This is a genomic window from Bacillus sp. REN3 (assembly GCF_017912555.1).
In the GTDB taxonomy this organism is placed as follows: Bacteria; Bacillota; Bacilli; order Bacillales; family Cytobacillaceae; genus Mesobacillus.
Map to the genome: position 1 here is coordinate 1 of NZ_JAERSD010000037.1, position 24,198 is coordinate 24,198.

The window sequence follows — 24,198 nt, forward strand, 5'->3', positions numbered from 1 at the left end:
CTGAGCCAGGATCAAACTCTCCAAGAAAGAGTATGAGTTAGCTCATAATAAAAAAACGTTGGCTCATGATCTTCATATAGAAGCCATGATGATTATTGTTTGTTGACGCTTGTTTGTTTAGTTTTCAAAGAGCAATTTTGATTTCGCCGCTCCGTTAGAAGCAACTCTTATATATTATCAGGGCAATAACCCGATGTCAATAAGTTTTTCTAATTCTTTTTTATTGCTTGCTGACTTGCTTGCAGCAACAGATATTAATATAGCATCTTTACATTTCCGAGGCAACAATTTTTTTCATGAAATTAAAAGAAAGATAATTCGCATTTATCCTCTTACTCAGAAACCGATTTACCATCAAAAAAAACGAAAGCAAAGCGCTAAGCCGCTTTGCTTTCACAATTCATCAACGATGGCGCATTAATGGGAACAGCAAGACGTCCCTGATCGACGGGGAATTGGTCAACAGCATGACCAATCGGTCAATCCCGATTCCGAGTCCGCCTGTTGGCGGCATTCCATACTCAAGTGCCTCGATGAAGTCTTCATCCATTTCGTGAGCTTCCTCATTGCCTTGTTCTTTTTCTTTCAGCTGGGCTTCGAAGCGTTCCCTTTGATCGATTGGGTCATTCAGCTCGGTAAATGCATTTGCATGCTCCCTTGCAACGATGAATAATTCGAACCGATCAGTAAATCTAGGGTCGTCTTCATTCTTTTTCGCAAGCGGGGAAATGTCTACCGGATGGCCATAAATGAATGTCGGCTGGATCAGGTGTTCTTCCACCTTCTGTTCAAAGAACTCATTGACAATATGGCCATATTGCATATGCTCTGTGATTTCAATACCGTGCTCTTTCGCCAGCTCGCGCGCTTCTTCGGTGCTCATTTGCTTCCAGAAGTCGACTCCTGTGTACTCTTTGATTGCATCGACCATATGAAGCCTCTTCCATTCCGGCTTGAGGTCGATTTCATATTCTCCGTATTTGACAGTGGTTGTGTCAAGGACATCCTCAGCAATGGCAGCAATCATGTTTTCAGTAAGGGACATGATGTCACGATAATCAGCATATGCTTCATAAAGTTCAAGCATGGTGAACTCTGGATTATGCCTAGTAGAAATTCCTTCATTGCGGAATACACGGCCGATTTCATATACTTTTTCAAGGCCGCCAACAATCAGGCGCTTCAAATGAAGCTCGATGGCGATTCTCATGTAAAGCTGCATATCAAGTGCATTATGGTGAGTGACAAATGGACGGGCAGAAGCTCCGCCGGCAATGGAATGCATCAACGGTGTTTCGACTTCAAGGTAGCCGTGCTCATCAAGATAACGGCGCATCGATTGGATGATGCGGCTGCGGTTGATGAATGTCGTTTTGCTTTCATTGCTTGTGATAAGGTCAAGGTAACGCTGGCGATAGCGCTGTTCGACGTCCTTCAGGCCGTGGAACTTCTCCGGCAGCGGCCGAAGCGCCTTTGTAAGAAATACGAAGTTTTGCGCCTTGATTGATAATTCTCCTACCTTCGTCTTAAAGAGCGTTCCTTCAACGCCTACAAGGTCACCGAGGTCAGCTGTGTTGAAAATTCCATATTGCTCTTCGCCTACAGCATCCTGGCGCACGTAAATCTGGATTTGTCCGGTCAAATCCTGCAGATGGGCGAAACCCGCTTTTCCCTTTCCGCGCTTGGTCATGATCCGTCCAGCTATCTTTACCGAAACATTCTTCGTTTCGATTTCTTCTTTATCCAGTTCACCATATTCGCGAATCAGCTCATCTGTTAGATGAGTTCGTTCAAAACGTTTGCCGAATGGATCCAGGCCTTTTTCGCGCAAAGCATTCATCTTGTCTCTTCTGACTCTGAGCTGATCATTCAATTCTTCGTGACTCATGTCTTTCACTCCAATATATAAAATAAATTTATTATGTAATGCTGAGCAAGTTTGTGGATACTTTAATTATTTTACACAAACCACACCGTTCACACATTATAAAACGCTAAATAGAATAAAAACTGCCAGTTTGATACCACTGGCAGTTGCATTGAATACTAAGATTATAGAAAATGCATAGGGGATTGTCAATCATCCTACTTGATGCTGCGTTTGTTCGTTTGCTTCCGCCTCGTCGGCAAATTCCATCAGCAGGCTGACCAGCTGTTCCCTTGTTGAGCATTCGTTGATCGCATTCCGCACAAGGGCATTGCCACGGATGCCTTTCAGGTACCATGCTGCATGCTTGCGCATTTCCCGGACAGCGATGTATTCATTTTTCAGTGCAATCAGGCGATCCAGATGAAGGATGCTGACGTCGATTTTTTCGCGCGGAGTCGGTTCACCCAATAATTCTCCTGTTTCCAGGTATTTGACCGTACGATAAATCATCCACGGGTTGCCTAGTGCCGCTCTCCCAATCATGACACCATCGACACCTGTTTCATCAAGCATTCTTTTTGCGTCCTGTGGCGTCTGGACATCGCCGTTGCCGATAACCGGAATCGAAACAGCCTCTTTAACATCGCGGATGATTTCCCAATTAGCTTTCCCCTCGTACATTTGCACTCTTGTGCGCCCATGGAGGGAAACTGCCTTTCCGCCAGCACGTTCAACTGCCTGCGCATTCTCGATCGCGAAGATATGCTCATCGTCCCAGCCCATGCGCATTTTTACCGTTACAGGCTTTTCAACTGCATCGACAACTGCTGAAACCATTTCATAAATTTTGTTTGGGTCGAGCAGCCACTTGGCGCCGGCGTCGCATTTCGTGATTTTCGGGACTGGGCAGCCCATATTGATATCAATGATATCCGCATTCGTATTTTTATCAACATATTGCGCTGCCTGGACAAGGGTTTCCTTTTCCCCTCCGAAAATTTGCAGGCTCAGCGGTTTTTCCCGTTCATCTATATACAACATGTCCATCGTTTTATCGTTTTGTAAAACAATGCCTTTGTCACTGACCATCTCGGCACATACAAGCCCTGCGCCGAACTCCTTGACCGTCAGGCGGAATGCTGAATTGCAGACGCCAGCCATCGGTGCGAGCACGACCTGGTTTTTCATTTCGATGTCGCCAATCTTAAGCATGCTGCGCCTCCTTATTTAATGTACCTTATCTTCCTTCGGGCTTAATTCATCTATACTGATGTCAAGGCAATCGGCTATTTTCATAACAAGGCTTTCGTCAGGCAGCCTGTTTCCTCGTTCAATCTCTCCAAAAATCGAAACGGATATGCCTAGTTCCTTCGCGAAGCTTTCCTGCGTGAATCCCTTCAGCTTCCGATAAGCGCGAATACGTCTTCCCCATTTTTCTGCTTCCATATTCGTACTCCTTCTTTATCAGGTATACTTTGTAAACAGGATTTCAGCGGCTGGTCCATCGTGGGCAGCTTAATGTCCGGGTCCATTTCAAGCAACGGAAGGATGACAAACGCGCGTTCGCTCATCCGCGGATGCGGAATGGTAAGCTTCTCTGTTTCAACATTTTCTTGATTATACAGCAAAATGTCAAGGTCCAAAGTTCTCGGTCCCCAGCGAACCTCCCTTTTTCTTCCAAGATACAACTCGATTCCAAGGCATACATCGAGCAATCCTAGCGGTTCAAGGTCCGTTTCCACCTGGATCACCATATTTAAAAATTGGGCCTGGTCTGTAAAGCCGACCGGATCTGTCTCATAAATCGAAGAAGTATTTACCACTTTTATCTTTTCGTGCTGTTCAAGGAGAAGGATCGATTTTTTCAAATACCCGAACCTGTCGCCCATATTGGAACCAAGTGCTATATATGCTATATTTTCCACTCTCATCTGCCCCTTGTTATTTCAACTGCCACTGACTTGTAATGACCTGGAATAGGCGGGTCTGGCTTGATCACTTTTATATGGCAAAGCTCAACTGTTGAAAAACGCTCCAAAACCGCCTCGGCAATTTTTTCAGCAACCGCTTCGACCAATTTATATGGTTCGCCTTCCACTATCTCCTTGCAAGTCTGGTATAGGTCCGCATAGTTGATCGAATCCTCCAGGCTATCGCTCCGGCCGGCTTTCGAAAGGTCGGTCTCAACAGTCAGATTGACAACGAAACGCTGGCCTAGCCTTGTTTCTTCCGGAAAAACCCCATGATAGCCGTAAAATTCCATCTCGTCCACATGTATTTTATCCACAAAACTCACCCTTTCCCATCATGGCGTCCATCATCCTTGCCATCCGATGCATTTCTTTCACATCATGGATCCTGACAATCTGACAGCCTTTCTGGATGCCGTAGCACACGGTAGCACCGGTGCCTTCCATTCTTTCCGTCACAGGCAGGTCAAGGACATTCCCAATCATCGACTTTCTCGAGGTCCCGAGCAACACAGGGTAGCCGAGTGAAACAAGCGTATCAAGATGGCGCATCATTTCCAGGTTCTGCGCGAGGTCCTTCGCAAAGCCGATGCCAGGGTCCAAAATGATCTGGCTATCGGCGACACCTGCCTTTTTCGCGATCATGATGCTCTCATACAAATCATTGAGCACATCGCGGATAAAATTCTGATAATCCCGGTTATCGCGGTTGTGCATCAAAATGATTGGAACACCCGTTTCCGCTGCTACATCGGCTATTTCCGGATCAGCCTTTGCTCCCCAGACATCATTGATGATGGCCGCTCCCGCTTTGACCGCCTGTTCCGCGACTACCGCTTTGTATGTATCGATGGAAATCGGGACTTTTATTTCCTGTGTGATTGCTTCGATCGCGGGGATGACGCGGCCCAGTTCCTCCTCAGCTGAAACCGGCTCATGGCCTGGCCTTGTCGATTCTCCGCCAATATCAAGGATATCGGCGCCATCCGCGACCATTTGCCTGGCGTGGACAGTCGCATTTTGCAAGCGGTCATACCTTCCACCATCGGAGAACGAATCGGGCGTTACATTCAATATTCCCATAATCAATGTTTTCTCAGCAAAATCCAATGAATAAGGACCTGCCTGTATGATAGTTGAATTTCCTTTATTCACGGGCGACCCCTCCATTTATGTCATTTCGGCTCCATAGCGATTCGCGATGGACCTGATAGAATCCATGCATATTTCCAACAAACCGGCCAGCTTTTCCTGGAAAGTCTGTTCCGTTAAAAATAGTGACCGGAATGATTTCCTGTATCGAGTTCGTAAAGAAGATTTCTTCGGCTGCTTCGACGTCTTCCAATTTGTAAAAGCCTTCGCGCATCTCCACCCCGTTTTTTTCAGCAAGGCTCATGATAAACCTGCGTGTGACACCGTTCAAGATTCCCGTTCCGACAGCTGGCGTGAACAGGACCCCTTCCTTATACCAGAACAAATTCGAGACGATTCCTTCCGACAGGAAGCCTTCTTTCGTGAGGAATACACCTTCAGCATCCATCCTGCCGCCAAGTTCCCGTTTGGCAAAGACATTGTTCATGTAGTGATGGGATTTCAGCCGCTCTGTTCCTTCGGGCGTGTTCCGCTGCAAATTGAGGATGACCGCTTCCTTTTCTGTCATCCCAGCGGCAGCCGGCAATGGTTTCGAAAAAACGATCAGGTTTGGTTCCGAATAGGGTTCTGTCTGCAAGCCGACTCCGCCATTGCCCGCAGAAACATTGAGACGGATATATGCATGGCGGAAGCCATTTTTCTCGAACAGTCCCTCGAGAATCTTCACAATGTCCTCACGGCTGAAGGCGGCATGGATATTCAATGCCTTCAGGCTTCCATTCAGGCGTTCAAGATGATCGTCTAGTAAAAACGGATGGCGGTTGTAAACACGGAATGTCTCGAAGACACCGAGTCCGTATAAGAATCCGTGGTCGAGAGGCGAAATGCGCGCTTCTTCTTGCCTGACGAAATTCCCGTTGATGTAAATGTACATTATGTTTCTCCCTCACCGTGTGCCACAGGAGATTTTTCATAAAAAGAAATGAAGTTCCTCAGCAGCTGTTTGCCGGATGTCGTCAGGATCGATTCCGGGTGGAACTGGACTCCCTCGACCGGATAGGATGTATGGCGGATTGCCATGATTTCTCCTTCTTCGGTCCATGCAGAAACCTCAAGGCAATCAGGCAGGCTTTCCTTTTTCACAATCAAGGAATGGTATCTTGCGGCAGGGAACGGATTGTCCAGGCCAGCAAAAATTGTTTTGCCATCATGATGGACCATCGAGGTTTTCCCGTGCATCAGCCTGTCCGCCCGCACGACCTCGCCGCCAAAAACCTGTGCAATGGACTGGTGGCCAAGGCAGACTCCGAATATCGGCGTTTTCCCTGCGAAGGCCCTGATCGCCTGGAGGCTGATTCCTGCTTCATCCGGACTGCAAGGTCCCGGTGACACCATCAGGAACTGCGGCTGCAGCTCGGCAATCCCGCTGACCGTGATCTGATCATTCCGCATGACACGCAGCTCTTCGCCCATTTCCCCTAAGTATTGAACAAGATTGTAAGTGAACGAATCGTAATTATCAATCATTAAAATCATCGCTTCCACCTTCTGCAATCTCTTTCGCTTTCCAAAGAGCGATTGCCTTCTTCAAAGATTCCTTGTACTCGTTAACCGGTATGGAATCAATCACGATTCCCGCACCTGCCTGGACATGTGCGATGCCATCCTTGACCAGCATCGTCCTGATGATGATATTGAGCTCCATATTGCCGTTGAAGCCGATCCAGCCAAGCGATCCGGTGTAAGGTCCTCGCCTCACTGGTTCAAGTTCTTCAATGATCTCCATCGTCCGGACTTTTGGCGCCCCGGTGATCGTACCGCCGGGGAATACGGCATTGACGACGCGTAACCACCCCACGTCTTCCGCAAGCTCTCCCCGGACATTTGAAACGATATGCATGACGTGCGAGTATTTTTCGATTGCCATGAACTCATTGACTTCGACAGACCCATATTTGCAGACGCGCCCAAGATCATTCCGTTCAAGATCCACAAGCATGACGTGTTCTGCTCTTTCCTTTTCATTGCCGATCAATTCCTCGGCGAGCTCCAGATCTTCCTCGGCCGTCTTGCCCCTTGACCTTGTCCCGGCAATCGGCCTCGTGCTGACTTCCGTCCCCTTCACTTTTACTAACAATTCAGGAGAACCGCTCACAAGCTGGAAGTCTGGTGTATGCAAATAGCCCATGTACGGGGATGGATTCAGCTTGCGCAGCTGCTTATAGATCGCGAATACATCCTTACCAGCTGGCTTTGATTGCCGGACAGACAGATTGACCTGGAAAACATCACCCTGTGAAATGTATTGCTGTACTCGCTCGACTGCCTGAATGAACTCATCTTCATTCATAGAAACTTCTAACCCATCAGGAGCCTCAGTTGTCCTGGATTGAAGGTCTCCATGCAAATCAGCTTCCCAGCGTTCCTTCCATTCCGCAATCTTGCCGCGTGCATGTACTTCCTCCCCCGGCGCTGCCAGGGCCATCAGCCAGAGCCGCTCTGTATGATGATCGAATACAGACCATTCGAAAAACAACTGGAAATATACCTCCGGAACGCCCAAATCATTTTTTGCGAGCGAGGGCAGGTTCTCGATATAGCGGGCATAATCATAGCTAATATAGCCGATTGCCCCGCCCTGGAAATCCGGCAGTCCATTGACTGCTTCAGCGCGGAAACAATCGAGCAGTTCCTCCATTCGTTCGAGCGGATTTCCTTCATAGGATGTTACCGAACCATCCTTTTGTAAAACCGTAAGGAAATGGTCCTTCCCGGAAAAAATCATCTCCGGGCCGAAGGCTGCAATGCTGTAGCGGCCGCCTCTGCCGCTTTCCAGAATGACATGTTCTTTATATTGTGATGCAATCAGACCGTATTGCTCAAAGAATTGTGAAGCAGAAAATGAAATCGATGAAGATTGGATGCTGTACTGCGGCAAGTGATTCACCCCTGGTTTTTTCTCTTTTTCCATCATACATTATCAGGGCCCAGCTTTCCTATTTAATTTTAAGCAGCGTTTCATCCAGACTAGACCGGGGGCAGAAAGGGACTGGATTTCCCAGCAGAAACTGCATGTCCGGAGAAGCATAATCCTTCTCCTCTATCAATTTGCCGCAATATCTGGATATAGCTCTCTTTTCTATCTGGCTCTTCGAACATTGACGAGACCGGGATTGCCCGGACGGCTCCACGCACCCAACCCTTAGCGGGCTAATACACCAACACACATCTCGATCAAATCTTCACGGCCATAAAAAAAGAGGCAAGCTAACAGCTCTGCCTCTTGAATCGTTTATTTATCTGCAAATTGATACAGCGGCGTGCTCAGGTAGCGTTCGCCATTGCTCGGGATGATGGCGAGCACTTTTTTCCCTTTGCCAAGTTTCTTCGCAGTTTCGAGTGCGGCATAGATAGCAGCACCTGAAGAAATACCGCCAAGGATGCCTTCTTCTTTTGCTGCGCGGCGCGCATATTCAAATGCCTGTTCATTCTCGACTTTGAAAATTTCATCGTAAACCTTTGTATCGAGGACATCTGGAACGAAGCCGGCTCCAATTCCCTGGATCTTGTGCGGACCCGGCTTTCCGCCTGAAAGCACTGGTGAATCAGTTGGCTCCACTGCGATGATTTTGATTCCGTCATATTTTTCGCGAAGCACTTTTCCAGCGCCAGTGATGGTGCCCCCTGTACCGATGCCAGCAATGAACGCATCAAGCTGATCGCCCATTTGCTCGACGATTTCCGGTCCAGTGGTTTTTTCGTGGACAGCTGGATTTGCTTCATTCTTGAATTGCTGCGGCATGTAATAGCCATGTTCCCTGGACAGTTCTTCCGCTTTGCGGATGGCACCACCCATCCCTTCAGGACCAGGCGTCAGAACAAGTTCCGCGCCATAGGCGCGCAGCAGGTTCCTGCGTTCCATGCTCATTGTTTCCGGCATGACAAGGATGGCTTTGTAGCCTTTTGCCGCGGCGACCATCGCAAGGCCAATCCCTGTATTCCCGCTCGTCGGTTCAATGATCGTGTCCCCGGGCTTCAGCTCGTTTTTTTCCTCAGCGTCTTCAATCATGGACAGTGCGATCCTGTCCTTGACACTGCTTCCCGGGTTCATATATTCGAGCTTTAAATAGACATCCGCACTATGCTCATCCACAAGCCTGCTCAATTTTACGATTGGTGTCCTGCCGACTAGCTCTGTAATTGAATTTGCGATCCTTACCATTTTATCCGCCCCTTTAATCCGACTGTTTTAATTGGTTTTATAAAAAATGTACCAAGTCTTTAGACTTATGTCAATCAGATCGAACTCTCTCTGGCTAAAATTCAGCCTTTTGCCCACCTTTTTAAACTATCCTATTTCAAGGATGGCTAAACAGGGATTGGAAAAGGCACTGGACGTTATCCAGTGCCTCCTGCTGTATCATTTCTTTCCTGCTTCCCCGTAAAACCAGCTGACGTCTGCTTCCTTCCAAAACGCGCGGGCAGAAACAGGAACATCCATCTGCTCGAGTGCAATCTGTCTGCGTATCTGGTTTTTCACATCCTTGAAGGAATATTTCTTACCCTCAAGTTTTTCGTGAAGATACACGATCGCATAGCCAGCCTCCAATTTCACAGGGCCTGCCCATTCCTTTGGTTTTAGCTCCTTTGCAGCCTTGATAACCTGAGGGGCGACCTGCTCATCCTCTTCATTGATAAAGCCAATGTCCCCACCCTTGTTGGCGGAAAATTCATCAATCGAACGTTCCATTGCAAGCGCTGAGAAACTGGAACCGTCCTTGAGCTCCTGGATCGCTGAATCTGCCTCTTTCTTTGAATCGACGATGATTTGTGAAAGGTGATAGGAAGGGAGAATCTCGAACATGCTTTTATTTTGTTCGTAAAATCCCCTCATCTCTTTCTCTGGCACTTTTACATCCTTCGTCAATAGTTCTTCAAGCAGGAGACTGACCTTGATTTGCTCTTTCCATTTTTCTTCGCTTTTGGGATCATCGCCGGCAGATGAGTACATCGCTTTATAGATCGTCAGTTCCCGTTCGATCGCCTTGTCGGAAATTTTCAGATCATATTCGTTAGCCATCTGCTTGACCACTTTCTGGTCGATCATATCCCGGAGTGTTTCTTCCCCATACCGCTCTTCAAGTTCATTCAGCCACTCCTGCCGGGAAATGGCCTCTTTGCCAATCGTCGCGACAGCTTCCTTGTTCCCATCAAGGAAGGAAGGCTTGACCAGCAGCAACGTAAGCGTAATGACATTCAAGATCGCTAATCCGGCAATGACCAGCCACAGCTGCTTTTTGTCCACTCTATTTCCCCCAGAACCGCATTATTTTGCTTCTTTCTCTATTTCTTCAAGTTCTTCTCTTGAAAAAAGATATTTTTCATTACAGAAATGGCAGTGTGCTTCTGCCTGGCCTTCAGTATCAATCATATCCCTGATCTCTTCGGAACCAAGGCTGATCAGCGCATTGCCGAAACGGTCCTTCGAACAGTTGCACTCAAAGGCAACCTCCATTGTTTCAAGGACTTTGACATTCTCCTCGCCAAGCAATTCCGTAAGCAATTCTTCCGGGGACAAGCCCTTGTCTATCAATTTCGAGACTGGTGGGATTTCCTTCAGCCGGTTTTCGATGTAGGTAATCGTCTCATCGTCTGTTCCCGGCATCAGTTGGATGATGAATCCACCCGCCGCCTTGATCGAATTGTCCGGGTTTACGAGAACCCCGACTCCTACAGAAGAAGGCACCTGTTCAGACGTCACGAAATAATAGGTGAAATCCTCGCCAAGTTCACCGGAAATGATTGGCACCTGCCCTGTGAAATAATCCCGCATTCCAAGGTCTTTGACTATGGTGAGCGTGCCATCTGTTCCAACGCCTCGCCTGACGTCAAGCTTCCCATGCTCATTCAAATCAAAATGGACGTGCGGGTTGGAGACATAGCCCCTTACCTGGCCCCGGGCGTTGCTGTCAACAAGGATCAGCCCAAGCGGTCCGCCACCCTCTATCTTGATTGTCAATTTATCCTCACCTTTCAGCATCGCGCCCATCATCACGCCTGCTGTCATCGCACGGCCAAGCGCGGCAGAGGCAACAGGCCATGTGTAATGGCGGCGCTGCGCTTCTCCAACTGTTTCCGTGCTTTTCACGGCATACGCTCTTATCTGGCCATCGAATGCAAGAGCCTTTACTAAATAATCGCTCATTCTTTCTTCTCCCTTCATGCTGCAAATTCCATTAACTGTGCTTTGAGTGATCCAAATTGCGTTTATAAATCAACTGCAGTCCTTTCAAAGTCAAAAAAGGATCGACGACATCGATGGCATTGGATTCCTGCGCAATGAGGTTAGCCATACCGCCCGTAGCAATGACCTTTGGCTCCACCGGGCTTTTAGCCTTTATTCGTTTAACGATACCCTCAACCTGTCCTACATATCCATAAACAATGCCTGCCTGCATGGCGGAAACGGTGTTCTTTCCGAGGACATCATCCGGCCTGCCGATTTCAATCCTCGGCAATTTCGCTGCACGCGAATATAGTGCCTCAGTCGATATATTGATCCCTGGAGCGATCGCCCCGCCCATATACTGGCTATGGTCATTGATATAGCAATAGGTTGTCGCTGTCCCGAAATCAACAATGATGAGCGGGCTGCCATACTCGTGGATCGCCGCTACCGCATTGACAATCCTGTCCGCCCCGACCTCCCTTGGATTTTCGTACTTAATATCGAGGCCCGTCTTGATTCCAGGGCCGACGAATAACGGCTTGATATGGAAGTACTTTTGGCACATCCTCTCAAGCGAGAACATGATTGGCGGCACAACAGAGGATATGATAATTCCATCTATATCTGAAAAAGACAGCTGGACATGGTCAAAAAGGGATTTGATGATCATCCCGAATTCGTCTTCGGTTCGGTGGCGGTTTGTCTCAACTCTCCAATGGTGTTTCAATCTATCCTGCTCATATACACCAAGTACAATATTGGTATTCCCAACATCAAAAACAAAAATCAAGCTACTCACCAACTTATTATTAGTTTTCTGAAACAATACTGGAAATATCATAACACAATCAATAAAAAACAACTAAATAGAAAATCTTTTTATAAAACAAGCGAGCCCAGGTACTATTCACGAAGGAACTTCGGCAAGGCTGTCCATATCCTCCTAAAAACCCATTAATTTCGGTCTTTTGGATCATCAATACGACCCATGTGAATCCAGGAGGTTATCAAGCCATGAAACAGGCAGAAGTATTAATTATCGGAGATGGCGCTGCAGGAGCTGCCATGGCCAGATAGGGTCCAAATGGGGTTTTGCAAAGGAAAAATGGGAACGATTGGGGACAGCTTGTGGGCGCATTCGGGGGGCGCTAAAGCAAAATGGGGACAATCAAGGGCCGATTGGGCCCAAACGGGTCTTGGAAAGGAAAGGCAAAACGGGAACGATCGGGGACAGGTAGTGCGCAAACGGATTCGTTAAAGCAAAATGAGAACAATCAAAGGCTGATTGGGCCAAACGGGGTTCTCGGAAAGGCAAAACGGGAACGATCCAGGGCCGATTGGGCCCAAACAGGCTCTCGGAAAGGCAAAGCCGAGCCCTAATCAGGCGGCAATGTCGAAGCTGGATCGAGCCTGGACCATTCCCGCGCTTCGGATGGACGGCGGAAAGACCTTATCCCGGCTGCTTAATAGGTCTTGCTGTTCTACAGCTTTCTGAACGATCCTGCTTAAATGGTGTAGCAGGATGATGAACGCAAGGTCGATTGGGAGGATAATCGAATATCCTGTTGATTGGAGCGAAGGCACGGCGACACCTCGTAAATGCTACTGTATTTTTCGTAAACAGGTGCATTCTTAGAATCTCACATTCAGTATCCTGCGGGAGGACGGAGCATGAAGAGACCCCCCGCAGACACATATCGCCGAGGATGCTCCCCGGCATGCCCGCCGAAATCGGAGTGCCTGAAGGGCAAATCAATTTGTTGCTTTACAAGACAAAGAAAAAGAGGCCCCAAAAAGTTTTGTTTTTTGGAGACCTCGTTCAAACTATCTATTCTTTTGGTTTTTCATCGATTGCTGGCGGATCCTGGATCACTTCATCGACCTTTTTGTCAGATTCCTCGATTGCAGGCAGTTCATCCTTCTTGGTGTTAATCGTTACTTTCATATCATCATTTGACTCAAGGTCCTTCGAACTGCTCACAGGGCGGTCGGGAAGCTTTCCGTGGTCAAACAAATGCTTGATTTGATCAGCATCAAGTGTTTCCACATCCAGCAAAGTATTCGCAACCAAATCCAGTTTGTCGCGATGCTCGGTCAGAACGTTTCTTGCGCGTTCATAGCAGTCTTTGATGATGCGCTGGATTTCAAGATCGATTTCATAGGCAATCGCATCGGAGTAATTTTGATCATTGTTCAAATCACGGCCAAGGAATACCTGCCCCTGTGCCTGGCCAAATTGCAGCGGACCAAGCTTGTCGCTCATGCCGAACTCCGTTACCATCCTTCTGGCGATGCCAGTGGCGCGCTGGAAGTCGTTATGGGCACCTGTGCTGACTTCGCCGAAGACAATCTCTTCCGCTACGCGTCCGCCCAGCAGGCCTGTGATCTTATCAAGAAGCTCTGGCTTCGTCATGAAATACCTGTCTTCTTTTGGAAGCATGACAGCATAGCCGCCCGCCTGTCCGCGAGGGACAATCGTTACCTTGTGGACCATTTCCGCATCCTCAAGGACAACGCCGATGACTGTATGTCCGCCCTCATGGAAAGCAACAATCTTTCTTTCCTTTTCGGAAATGACACGGCTTTTCTTTGCTGGACCGGCAATGACACGGTCGGTCGCTTCATCAAGATCGAGCATATCGATTTTCTTTTTATTCCTGCGCGCAGCCACAAGCGCAGCTTCGTTCAGCAGGTTTTCAAGATCGGCACCCGAGAATCCGGGCGTCCTTGCCGCGATGTTTTTCAGGTTCACTGATTCATCAAGCGGCTTGTTCCTTGCATGGACCTTCAGGACAGCTTCACGGCCGTTTACATCCGGGCGGTCAACTGTGATCTGGCGGTCGAAACGTCCTGGACGCAGCAATGCCGGGTCAAGGATATCCGGGCGGTTCGTTGCGGCGATGATGATGATTCCTTCGTTCGCTCCGAAGCCGTCCATTTCAACAAGCAATTGGTTAAGCGTTTGCTCACGCTCATCATGTCCTCCGCCAAGACCAGCGCCACGCTGGCGGCCGACTGCATCGATTTCGTCTATGAAAATGATACATGGAGAATTCTTTTTTGCTGTTTCGAACAAGTCACGCACACGCGATGCACCGACACCGACGAACATTTCCACGAAGTCGGAACCGCTGATTGAGAAGAACGGCACGCCAGCTTCTCCAGCGACAGCACGCGCAAGCAAGGTTTTACCTGTACCTGGAGGTCCGACCAAAAGAACACCTTTTGGAATGCGGGCCCCAAGCTCTGAGAACTTGCGGGGATCCTTCAGAAACTCAACGACCTCCACCAGCTCTTGCTTCTCTTCATCCGCACCTGCGACATCCTTGAAGCGGACTTTTTTCTTTTCTTCATTGTAAAGCTTCGCTTTGCTTTTCCCAAAGTTCATGACACGGCTTCCGCCGCCCTGAGCCTGGTTTAAAAGGAAGAAGAACAGAATGAAAATGATGATGAATGGAATGATCGATGTAAAAAATGTGACCCAACCGCTTGTTTCCTTCGCCGGCTTGATCGTGACGTCTGCTTCTTTCGCAGCCTCTTCAATCCGGTTCAGGGTATCCGGGTTATTCCATACATACGTAACAAAAAACTTTCCTTCCTCATATCCTTCAAGCTGGCCCCTTACTTCAAACACACCGCGTTCAGGCTGCAATGTCAGCTCGTTCTTCACATTGCCGGATTCCAGCTGCTGCATGAATTTATCGTAAGAGATTTGCTCTGTTGGTGCGTTATTGCCATTAAAAAAGCTAACGACGCCAATAATGACTAAAAATATCAATAAATAAAAGATGGTATTACGGAAGATCCGATTCATCCCTTACCTCCTCCCACGGTAGACAAACTATACTAAATAGTATCACAGTAAAATAACCAAATACAAGAAATTAACATTTGTTGAGCGCATCGGCCAGCAGAAATCAAAACCAGTCGATTACTTCGAATAAACTTCAGGTTTGAGCACTCCAATATATGGAAGATTACGGTATTTTTCAGCATAGTCAAGACCATACCCTACCACAAACTCATCAGGGACAACAAATCCGACATAATCAGCTTTGATATCGGCTTTTCTGCCTGTCGGCTTATCCAAAAGCGTGACGATCTTGATTGTATTCGCTTTGCGATACCTGAACAATTCAACAAGGTAACTGAGAGTCAGGCCGCTGTCGATGATATCCTCGATGATCAGGATGTCCCGTCCTTCCACAGAAGTATCCAGGTCCTTGAGGATCTTCACCTCTCCGGATGATACTGTTGAATTGCCATAGCTTGAAACATCCATGAAATCCATCTCAAGATAGGCATCGACACGCTTTAGCAAGTCGCCCATGAAAGGCATTGCACCCTTCAGGACACCAATCGCAAGCGGAAAGCGGTCCTTGTAGTCTTCAGTCAACTGTGCGGCAAGCACTTTCGTCTTTTCCTGGATTTCTTCTTCGGTAAACAGTACTTCTTTAATGTCATTCTTCATGGTTATAGTGCCCCCTGGAAAATATCAATGCTTTATATAGGTTAATAATAATAACTGGTTTCCTTGAACTGCCTCATGGCTCGACTTCTTCAGACCCGGAAGCCATAAAATCCTGCCTTCGCGGTCTGTGACTACCGGCCATTCGTCCCGCTCGTCCACCGGGATTTTCGCATCAATGAAAATATCCTTCAGCTTCTTCGAGCCCTTCATCCCTTTCAATGTCATCCGGTCTCCTTTTTGCCTCGTCCGGATGAACAGCGGCATGCCTGTTTGCTGCAAATCGACGATAAAGTGCTCCCTGCCAGGATCGCCGGGAACATCGGCCGCCGTTTGCGCTTCAATTACATCACCATTCGGCAGAAAAAGTTTGGCTGCTCCGGAAATCTCGAAACAATACTCTCGCCTTGCAGGTGGATTCAATTGAAAGTGGCAATTACCATACGATCGTATGATTCTTAAACCGCTGGGGAAATCAAGCGTTCCAGATGGATGGGGACTACGCATTATTGAAAAAATCTTTTCAATATGTATAGCGGAAAGAGAAGCAGGTCGATCTTTGTAAAGATAGTTTAATATTAGTTTAATCCCTCTTCTTTGTAAAGGCATTGGCATTAGCAGAAAGGAACTAATATCGATGGTAGCCCGGCCATCTTCTTTCTTCATTACTGTATTCAACTGATCACGGGTTAATTCAACAAGAAAATCTTCATCAAGCTGAAGCTCTTCACTGAAGCGCTGGAAATGTTCATGGACAGAAGGGTTCTCTTCCTTCAAAAAAGGCAAGACCCTTTTGCGGAAACGGTTCCTGCTGTAGGATTCCCTGCTGTTGCTGGGATCAATCCGCGGCTCAAGGCCATTGGCAGCACAATATTGTTCTATTTCCGTCCGTGACAAACACAAAAAAGGCCGGAAAATCTTCGCCTTGCCAAACTCCCGCATGAAAGGAATACCGGCGCGGGCTTTCCCGGAACTGCCGCGGGTAAGCCGCATCAGTACGGTTTCTACTTGGTCATCTCCATGATGTCCAAGAGCCAGGTAGCCAAGCTCGTGTTTTTCGATTACTTCCTCATAGAATCGATACCGGCATTCGCGGGCAGCCTGCTGGGAACTCAGGCCGGTCCTGCTCATGTAATCCGGAACATCGACCCTGGCCATCTCGAAAGCAATGCCCTGTTGCTCGCAAAAGTCCTTAACGAATAGCGCATCCTCGTATGACTCCTTGCCGCGAAACATATGGTCTACATGGACTGCGACGAGCTTCAGTGACTTTCTTTCGCGCTGCTCCGACAAAAAGTGGAGCAGCGCGAGCGAGTCAGGGCCTCCGGATACGCCAACAGCTATCGATTTGTCATTCAACTCAAAAAAGTGTCTTTTTAAAAAGGCGTTGACCTTCGATTCAATCATTCTCGCTCTTCCTTACAGATCGGTACTGGTTTAAGTCTTTACCCTTGCCGGCATCCGATTAATCGTTCTTTTTCACCATTTAAAACTTTTTAAGGTGTCCCTTTTTAAAGGGTATAATCAAAAATAATGATCGATTCCTTTCATACGTTCCAGCACCAAAAAGGTTTCAATATTTTTATGTAATCTGGCTATAGATATAAATAAAATACAATAGTGAGATAACAAGAATAATCGTTACCGTTTCAAGTACGGAAGACTTCTTCTTTCTCTTATTATACCTTACTCTCGTTTTATTTGCTCCCAGAGCGGGGCCGGCTTGCGAGCTCTGTCCAGCTGGCCGGACAGGCCTGCGCGTATGGCTCCCGTGTGGGGAGCCAGGCTGATGGAGCCCGAGGATCTCTTGGCGCATTTCCTTTGCCGCCCTGTATTTACCTGTGAGTGCTTTCTGGATGATTGATTCATAGTATTGCAAATCGCGGCTTTGCCGGACCTTTGCCATGATTTCGTTAATACCGCCGGATTTCTTCGTAAAACGTCCCGGATAAGCGGTATTGACCATGATCATCCCGACGGCGAAAAGGTCATAACCCGGTTCTGCCTTCCTGCTTCCAAGCCCCCAGTACCCTCTGTCGAAAAATTCCGTAAACTCCTTGATTGACCTTCCCTGCATAGTGGTCCCGCCGACATCAATGCAGCGGATCCGCGCAGGCGGACCAGTGACAATCAGATTATCGGGCTTCAAATCACCGAACACCCAGCCACTTTCATGTAAAAGCTGTAAATCAGCCAAAAGCTGGAGGATCATGATTCCTGTCCAATCCGCTCCTTTTTGCTGCAGGAAAGTCAGAAGATCCGGCCCCTTAATGAATTCCATCACGTAAAAGCTGACCTTCTTTCCCGGGCGCTCCCAATCATCGACATCGAGCAAACAAGGCCCGAGGGCAGATCCCTGGACCTTGGCAAAAGATTTCAATACATTGACCTCTGAGGTGACCGACATTCCATTATCGCTCATCTTCAATGCGACCTGCGCATCATTGTGCCTCGCGAGATAAACAATTCCATTTGCTCCGAAACCGAGTTCCTTTATGATCGTATAGCGATTGTGATGCCATTTCCCGTCTATGATCGTGCCAGGAATGACTTTACACAGATTCTTCAAAGAAGGATTCATCATCACGTGAGAGAAGGCTCCTTAACGATCTTTTTTTATTGAAATAGGTAAGCGCCTCGCGAATGGCCGGACCTGTCGGAGTTATTCCCCCTGTCGTAAGCTTGGCGAAAATGGACGTCAGTGACTCCAGTTTAGGCGTCCAATCCAGCAGTTTTTCGACATCCTTCCTTTTCCCGGGAAATACAAAGACAGAAAAACGATTATCGCCTGACCTTGCATTCAGGCTCAAACTCAGGTCGAGCAAAGCTTCTTTAACTGTCGGGAGCTTATGCTTCATGCTGGCACTCGTATCGACAAGAATCAACACTTCCAGTTCCACTGTTTCCCCTAACTCATCGACAACCTCCATGACCTCGCCTCGCTGTTCTGGCGGCAAGTCCTCTACTGTCCTGCCCCCGCCAAGGATTTGCTGCAGTTCCTTATTGACGACGCCCTGCAGCGTCTGTGTCATTGCCTTCCTTGTGACCATCTGGACAGTTTGCGAGAGCTGTTGGGCGTAGACAATCTGACTGACGCCCCCGCCTGACATGGCAATCCCTTCAATTTCCCTCATCCCCTGGTCATCGATGACATCTTGCTCCATTACACCGATCACATTCACAGTAATCCCTTGTTCCTTTGCTAAGGCGGCCATCGCGACAGGGTCTTCCCCCTGATTTGAACAGCCATCTGTAATGAGCAAAATTTGTTTGATGGTACCCGTTTTCATGATAATCCCCTCTCTTCGTTTCATTTGTTAACCATTTTCGACGAAGTACCAGGGAAATATACATAGAAGAAACCAGAATGGTTCATCGTAATGGGTTATGCCCTCTTCAGATGATTCGCAGCCGGAATCGATGCCCACTTGGGGATGTTATGGTCGATTTTAGCAGCTACGACTGTCATATCATCCTCTATCGAACCGCCCCGCGAACGGATGACTTCCTCCATGATCAAATCAGCGATTGCCTGAGGATCATCGGTCTCCAGTTCGCTGATCTTCCGTTTCATCCAGAGGTCATAGTTTTCGACGTGCTTCGGCCCTTCAAAGACACCATCGCTCATCATGATCAGCAAATCTCCCGCCTTCAGCTGTTCGCCGACGACATCGACCTCGAATTCCTGGAGGATGCCCATCGGCAGGTTGCTCGCCTGGACCTTGATGATTTTGCCGTTACGCTTGATAAAGCTTGGGGTCGACCCGATTTTCAAAAACCTTGAGGAAGCGTTTTGCAAATCGATCACGACGAGATCAAGGGTCGAAAAAATCTCATCTGTTGTCCTGAGCGACAGGATGGAATTCACTGATTTGATCGCGACCTTTTCCTCTATTCCTGATTGGAGGATTTGCTGGAGCAGCAGCAAGGTATCCCTGCTTTCGGAATGTGCCCTTTCGCCATTGCCCATCCCGTCACTGATCGCGATTGCATACTTCCCCCCACTCAGCTCAATCGTTGAATAGCTGTCCCCTGAAACAAGGTCGCCATCCTTTGCCGCGTGGGCGACACCTGTTGTCACGATATAAGCCTTGGCAGAGCGGAATGTAACATGGCAGAAGCCATTCGGAAAAGTCGAGCATTCTTCGGAATCCACAAGGATGTTTTCCTGAAGGATATCGGACAGCATCGGGGCGATCAGCTTTTCGCACTCTCCATGTCCCTGGCAATAAGGGATGGTCATGTCAATATCGACATTTCCCTGTTCAAGGCTGTAAATTTCCACGTGCTCGATATGGATGCCGAACCCCTGCAGGGCATCGAGGATCTGTTCCTCCTGTTTATGGTGGTTTTCTCGCTCGCGCTGGATTTCTTTCGCGAAATCGCCCATTACCTCAGAGACGCCAAGCAGCTGGTCTGCAACAAGGCGCCTGCTTTCCTGCACCTGCTTCTTCAGCTTCTTGTTAGCCTGATAATACGTCAATTGCTGCTGCATGATTTCCATCACTTTTTTCGAACGAGTGCAATGCCTGTCCCACTCCCTTGAAAGCTTCGGATGGACATTCCCTGAATGCTGGTCCATTTCGTGCATAATCTCGCTCATATAGTCATATGTTGTATTAAAGTTCCTTGTCCAGCAATGATCCTTTTTGAAGCAGGTCTGGCATGTCTTCTCAGTGACATTGCTCAGGAAATAATCCAGATCCCGGTCCGTTTCAATCGTCTCATCCTGGCTATGCAAGGTAGTGAAGCTTTTTGACAGCGCTTCGAACACATTGGAGAACTGGACGACACGCTGGGCGGTGACATCCCGCATTTTTCTCATGTACTGTTGTTGTTCTGCTGTGTATTCAGGTGTTCCAGGAATGTATTTGGCCATTTTGGATGTAAGTGATTGAGGAGTCAGGAAAAACAACAGCACCGCTGCCGCCGATTCCATCATCGTCTTGCTGAGTGCCCCGCCTCCTTCTCCATACATGCCGATCAGCAGCGTAGCAATGAAGAGTCCTAAAGCCACCCCCGGCTTTTTGCCTTCCTTCAGCAAACCGCCAAGCAAACCCGAGAATGCGAGCAGGCTCATATGGAAAAAACTCGAAACGTTCGCAAGGCTGAAAATCAAGCCGGTTACCACCCCGACTGTCGATCCGACCGTGGCGCCCGCGACAAATGCAAATAGGAGCACCAGATAGCGGGACATTACATGCTCTATTGACAATTCGTACAGTGACCAGCCGATCGTGCCGGTCATCACCGAAGCTAGCATGATGATCAAACAGACAATTTCCTCTGTTTTCAAGGACTGCTTGCGTTTGCTTGTCATCAATAACGGGATGCTTTGCAGGAAGATGAATGTCAATACAAGGCTGAGACCAGCCTCCACTCCTGCCATCATACCTTCATACAGCGAAATGGTACCTGTCATAATCAATGCTTTCAGCAGTTTACCCGCAAAAATCGTGAAAAAAATATAAAAAGGTAACACCTTGAGGCCATTATTGAACCATTTCTTTGTCAAACGATAGATCAGTAGGAATAGGATGAGCGAACCAAAAGTGTACACGGCATCGCCAAGTGATAGTGTCGCAGCGCCCGCGACCAGACCAAATAGCGCAATGGGGGCGCGATCCTTCCTGATCAAATATACAGCTGCAAAAAACGGCAAACTGAATGGGGTCAGTTTCGCCAGGATCAACGCCCTTCCCAGCAAAAACCCGATGAAAAGAAAAAGATAGCCCCTCTTGACCAGAATCGATTCTATTTTGGACTGCAGCTTTGCCATGCCTCTTTCCAACCGGAACCTGGAATCTTCGAAATGAACCTCGCTGATCGGCTCCATCATGTTCCTTTCTACTTTTTGCATTCAATACACTCCCCGCTTTTTTATCGTTGCTGATTATTATAGAAGTGTGAATTTCAAAAGTTTGTCAAAAATAGGGACAAGCAGATAAGTTTCGTTCGACTCATTTCCCAGAAAATAATGCAATTCCTCGAAATAACCCGTTTTTCACCAGCCGTCAGCCTATTTGCAAATAGGTGGATTCCCTGGATAAATAGGTTTAAAAGATCTCCGGCATAAGAAGCGTCAACCTTACTAACATTCGTTTAAATGGATGGAACAGCACATCGAGGTGGTGAGTCTCTTTAACTGCAAATAAGACGCAGTTTGGAACCAACTTTGGTTGGCGGTGATTAACTCTGCCCTCAGTGAGACCATTAACATCCAAACGAAAACGACGAAGCCAACCTGGCAAGTTATACAGATACTGCGCCACTATTGGTACGATCAATAGGACCGATTTTCAGAGAGTCAACCAGATTCCCCAAAGGAAGAAGGAAAACGAGGTAAGCCAAAAAGGCATCCGAAAAGTTAAAAGCCCATCAAAATCGTAGCCGGAACCGAGGTTTGCTAGCTAAATTACTATCTAATTAACCTAAGACGTATGTTTAATATGGCCCTTTTGGAAAATTGTTCACTAACCGATCAGCTAACTACAGGCAAAACCCGTAATTCCGCTTTTATTTGCAGGCGAAATGCGATCAACCAGCACATTCTCCCAATCAAGTGCTGGATTCTCCCAATCAGACAGCATATTCACCCGATAAGGTGGCGTATTCTCCCATTCAGACAGCATATTCTCCCAATCAGGTGGCGTATTCTCCCGATCAGACAGCATATTCTCCCAATGAGGTGGCGTATTCTCCCGATCAGACAGCATATTCTCCCAATCAGGTGCTGTATTCTCCCGTTTGTCCAATTTCTTCCAAAATAATCCTCTCAAGACCCGCAAAAAGCCGGAGTTTATTGCGAAAAATAGATGTTTGGTCACTAAACAACTAACTTGTTGACGGAGGATGTCTGTTTAACTGCTGCCTTTTTGGAAAATTGTTCACTAACCGACCAGCTAATTACAGTCAAAACCCGAAATTCCGCTTTTATTTGCAGGCGAAATGCGATCAACCAGCACATTCTCCCAATCAAGTGCTGGATTCTCCCAATCATGTGCCGGATTCTCCCAATCAGACAGCATATTCACCCGATAAGGTGCTGTATTCTCCCATTCAGACAGCATATTCACCCGATAAGGTGGCGTATTCTCCCATTCAGACAGCATATTCTCCCAATGAGGTGGCGTATTCTCCCGATCAGACAGCATATTCTCCCAATGAGGTGCTGTATTCTCTCGTTTGTCCAATTTCTTCCAAAATACTCCTCTCAAGACCCGCCAAAAGCCGGAGTTTATTGCGGAAAATAGATGTTTGGTCACTAAACAACTAACTTGTTGACGGAGGATGTCTGTTTAACTGCTGCCCTTTTGGAAAATGCTTACTAACCGACCAGCTAATTACAAGCAAAACCCGTAATTTCGCTTTTATTTGCAGGCGAAGTGCGATCAACCAGCACATTCTCCCAATCAGGTGCCGGATTCTCCCAATCAACCAGCGTATTCTCCCAATCAAGTGCCGGATTCTCCCAATCAACCAGCGTATTCTCCCAATCGAATGCCGGATTCTCCCAATCAGACAGCATATTCTCCCAATGAGGTGCTGTATTCTCCCGTTTGTCCAATTTCTTCCAAAATAATCCTCTCAAGACCCGCAAAAAGCCGGAGTTTATTGCGAAAAATAGATGTTTGGTCACTAAACAACTAACTTGTTGACGGAGGATGTCTGTTTAACTGCTGCCTTTTTGGAAAATTGTTCACTAACCGACCAGCTAATTACAGTCAAAACCCGAAATTCCGCTTTTATTTGCAGGCGAAATGCGATCAACCAGCACATTCTCCCAATCAAGTGCTGGATTCTCCCAATCAATCAGCATATTCTCCCAATCGAATGCCGGATTCTCCCAATCAGACAGCATATTCTCCCAATCGAATGCCGGATTCTCCCAATCAGACAGCATATTCTCCCAATGAGGTGCTGTATTCTCCCGTTTGTCCAATTTCTTCCAAAATGGTCCTCTCAAGACCCGCCAAAAGCCGGAGTTTATTGCGGAAAATAGATGTTTGGTCACCAAACAACTGACTTGTTGACTGACGATGTCTGTTTAACTGCTGCCTTTTTGGAAAATTGTTCACTAACCGACCAGCTAATTACAGTCAAAACCCGAAATTCCGCTTTTATTTGCAGGCGAAATGCGATCAACCAGCACATTCTCCCAATCAAGTGCTGGATTCTCCCAATCAACCAGCGTATTCTCCCAATGAAGTGCCGGATTCTCCCAATCAACCAGCGTATTCTCCCCATGAAGTGCCGGATTCTCCCAATCGGACAGCATATTCTCCCAATCAGGTGCTGTATTCTCCCGTTTGCCTAATTTCTTCCAAAAATCAAATATTGCCCTTTAACATTATGGAAGTCGAACCCGGGTTGATTCCCGCTCCGGGCTGCCCGCTCTCTGCAGGGCTTCACCTTTCCCGCATAACATATTCAACGAGTCCGGGTCATCCTGCCAATCCTCTCTCAATTACCAAAATAGATGATAAGAAATTTGGTAGAGTAAGAAACTGATTTCAAAGAGGGAGCCTTCCTGGCTTCCTCTTTTACTTTCAGTCCCTCCTCATCAAAC

At 47.5% G+C, this 24,198-nt stretch carries 25 protein-coding genes; all 25 read right to left on the bottom strand.

Annotated elements, in window-relative coordinates:
* Positions 1–403 precede the first annotated feature (403 nt).
* The 25 genes from lysS to JJQ88_RS20185 all read right to left on the bottom strand — a co-directional run bounded on the left by lysS (position 404) and on the right by JJQ88_RS20185 (position 23,907).
* Positions 404–1,888: a lysine--tRNA ligase gene (gene lysS / locus JJQ88_RS20065; protein ID WP_246861317.1), complete on the bottom strand. Its 1,485-nt coding sequence runs from the start codon at positions 1,886–1,888 to the stop codon at positions 404–406.
* Positions 1,889–2,080: 192 nt separating this feature from the next.
* Complete coding sequence (gene dusB / locus JJQ88_RS20070; RefSeq protein WP_210367819.1) at positions 2,081–3,082, bottom strand: tRNA dihydrouridine synthase DusB; 1,002 nt, start codon at positions 3,080–3,082, stop codon at positions 2,081–2,083.
* 15 nt (positions 3,083–3,097) lie between these two features.
* Positions 3,098–3,316 carry a helix-turn-helix domain-containing protein gene (locus JJQ88_RS20075; protein WP_210367820.1) on the bottom strand — a complete coding sequence of 73 codons (219 nt, stop codon included), beginning with the start codon at positions 3,314–3,316 and terminating at the stop codon, positions 3,098–3,100.
* On the bottom strand, positions 3,268–3,795 hold the full coding sequence (folK, locus tag JJQ88_RS20080; protein WP_210367821.1) for a 2-amino-4-hydroxy-6-hydroxymethyldihydropteridine diphosphokinase: 528 nt from the start codon (positions 3,793–3,795) through the stop codon (positions 3,268–3,270). Before folK ends, JJQ88_RS20075 begins: the two co-directional genes overlap by 49 nt.
* Positions 3,796–3,797: 2 nt before the next feature.
* On the bottom strand, positions 3,798–4,157 hold the full coding sequence (folB, locus tag JJQ88_RS20085; RefSeq protein ID WP_210367822.1) for a dihydroneopterin aldolase: 360 nt from the start codon (positions 4,155–4,157) through the stop codon (positions 3,798–3,800).
* A complete protein-coding gene (gene folP / locus JJQ88_RS20090) occupies positions 4,150–4,923 on the bottom strand; it encodes a dihydropteroate synthase (protein ID WP_246861321.1) in 774 nt (257 codons plus the stop codon). The genes folB and folP overlap by 8 nt, the downstream gene beginning before the upstream one ends.
* Before the next feature lie 64 nt (positions 4,924–4,987).
* Positions 4,988–5,866, bottom strand: coding sequence for an aminodeoxychorismate lyase (gene pabC / locus JJQ88_RS20095; protein ID WP_210367824.1), 879 nt, complete (start codon positions 5,864–5,866; stop codon positions 4,988–4,990).
* Positions 5,866–6,468 (bottom strand): aminodeoxychorismate/anthranilate synthase component II, encoded by a 603-nt coding sequence (pabA, locus tag JJQ88_RS20100; protein WP_210367825.1) that lies wholly within the window; start codon positions 6,466–6,468, stop codon positions 5,866–5,868. Before pabA ends, pabC begins: the two co-directional genes overlap by 1 nt.
* A complete protein-coding gene (locus JJQ88_RS20105) occupies positions 6,452–7,870 on the bottom strand; it encodes an anthranilate synthase component I family protein (RefSeq protein WP_246861318.1) in 1,419 nt (472 codons plus the stop codon). Before JJQ88_RS20105 ends, pabA begins: the two co-directional genes overlap by 17 nt.
* A gap of 354 nt (positions 7,871–8,224) precedes the next feature.
* Positions 8,225–9,154 carry a cysteine synthase A gene (cysK, locus tag JJQ88_RS20110; RefSeq protein ID WP_210367827.1) on the bottom strand — a complete coding sequence of 310 codons (930 nt, stop codon included), beginning with the start codon at positions 9,152–9,154 and terminating at the stop codon, positions 8,225–8,227.
* A gap of 198 nt (positions 9,155–9,352) precedes the next feature.
* Positions 9,353–10,237: a peptidyl-prolyl cis-trans isomerase gene (locus JJQ88_RS20115; protein WP_210367828.1), complete on the bottom strand. Its 885-nt coding sequence runs from the start codon at positions 10,235–10,237 to the stop codon at positions 9,353–9,355.
* 21 nt (positions 10,238–10,258) lie between these two features.
* On the bottom strand, positions 10,259–11,137 hold the full coding sequence (gene hslO / locus JJQ88_RS20120) for an Hsp33 family molecular chaperone HslO (protein WP_210367829.1): 879 nt from the start codon (positions 11,135–11,137) through the stop codon (positions 10,259–10,261).
* A 31-nt stretch (positions 11,138–11,168) separates the two neighbouring features.
* Positions 11,169–11,951: a type III pantothenate kinase gene (locus JJQ88_RS20125; protein WP_210367830.1), complete on the bottom strand. Its 783-nt coding sequence runs from the start codon at positions 11,949–11,951 to the stop codon at positions 11,169–11,171.
* Positions 11,952–12,541: 590 nt separating this feature from the next.
* Positions 12,542–12,745, bottom strand: a complete 204-nt coding sequence (locus JJQ88_RS20130) for a hypothetical protein (protein WP_210367831.1) — start codon at positions 12,743–12,745, stop codon at positions 12,542–12,544.
* A 244-nt stretch (positions 12,746–12,989) separates the two neighbouring features.
* A complete protein-coding gene (ftsH, locus tag JJQ88_RS20135) occupies positions 12,990–14,975 on the bottom strand; it encodes an ATP-dependent zinc metalloprotease FtsH (protein WP_210367832.1) in 1,986 nt (661 codons plus the stop codon).
* 117 nt (positions 14,976–15,092) lie between these two features.
* Positions 15,093–15,632, bottom strand: a complete 540-nt coding sequence (gene hpt / locus JJQ88_RS20140) for a hypoxanthine phosphoribosyltransferase (RefSeq protein ID WP_210367833.1) — start codon at positions 15,630–15,632, stop codon at positions 15,093–15,095.
* A gap of 24 nt (positions 15,633–15,656) precedes the next feature.
* Positions 15,657–17,036 (bottom strand): tRNA lysidine(34) synthetase TilS, encoded by a 1,380-nt coding sequence (gene tilS / locus JJQ88_RS20145; protein ID WP_210367834.1) that lies wholly within the window; start codon positions 17,034–17,036, stop codon positions 15,657–15,659.
* Between the two features lie 175 nt (positions 17,037–17,211).
* The gene (locus tag JJQ88_RS20150) at positions 17,212–18,213 is read right to left on the bottom strand and encodes a protein kinase domain-containing protein (RefSeq protein ID WP_210367835.1); all 1,002 of its coding nucleotides are present in this window, start codon (positions 18,211–18,213) and stop codon (positions 17,212–17,214) included.
* Positions 18,182–18,943, bottom strand: coding sequence for a vWA domain-containing protein (locus tag JJQ88_RS20155; protein WP_282597740.1), 762 nt, complete (start codon positions 18,941–18,943; stop codon positions 18,182–18,184). Before JJQ88_RS20155 ends, JJQ88_RS20150 begins: the two co-directional genes overlap by 32 nt.
* Positions 18,944–19,014: 71 nt before the next feature.
* A complete protein-coding gene (gene spoIIE, locus JJQ88_RS20160) occupies positions 19,015–21,489 on the bottom strand; it encodes a stage II sporulation protein E (RefSeq protein WP_210367837.1) in 2,475 nt (824 codons plus the stop codon).
* Between the two features lie 625 nt (positions 21,490–22,114).
* Positions 22,115–22,384, bottom strand: a complete 270-nt coding sequence (locus tag JJQ88_RS20165) for a hypothetical protein (RefSeq protein WP_210367838.1) — start codon at positions 22,382–22,384, stop codon at positions 22,115–22,117.
* A 147-nt stretch (positions 22,385–22,531) separates the two neighbouring features.
* Positions 22,532–22,822: a hypothetical protein gene (locus JJQ88_RS20170; protein WP_210367839.1), complete on the bottom strand. Its 291-nt coding sequence runs from the start codon at positions 22,820–22,822 to the stop codon at positions 22,532–22,534.
* Between the two features lie 146 nt (positions 22,823–22,968).
* The gene (locus JJQ88_RS20175) at positions 22,969–23,157 is read right to left on the bottom strand and encodes a hypothetical protein (RefSeq protein WP_210367840.1); all 189 of its coding nucleotides are present in this window, start codon (positions 23,155–23,157) and stop codon (positions 22,969–22,971) included.
* Between the two features lie 186 nt (positions 23,158–23,343).
* Positions 23,344–23,532: a hypothetical protein gene (locus JJQ88_RS20180; RefSeq protein WP_210367841.1), complete on the bottom strand. Its 189-nt coding sequence runs from the start codon at positions 23,530–23,532 to the stop codon at positions 23,344–23,346.
* Between the two features lie 186 nt (positions 23,533–23,718).
* On the bottom strand, positions 23,719–23,907 hold the full coding sequence (locus JJQ88_RS20185) for a hypothetical protein (RefSeq protein ID WP_210367842.1): 189 nt from the start codon (positions 23,905–23,907) through the stop codon (positions 23,719–23,721).
* Between the last annotated feature and the right edge of the window lie 291 nt (positions 23,908–24,198).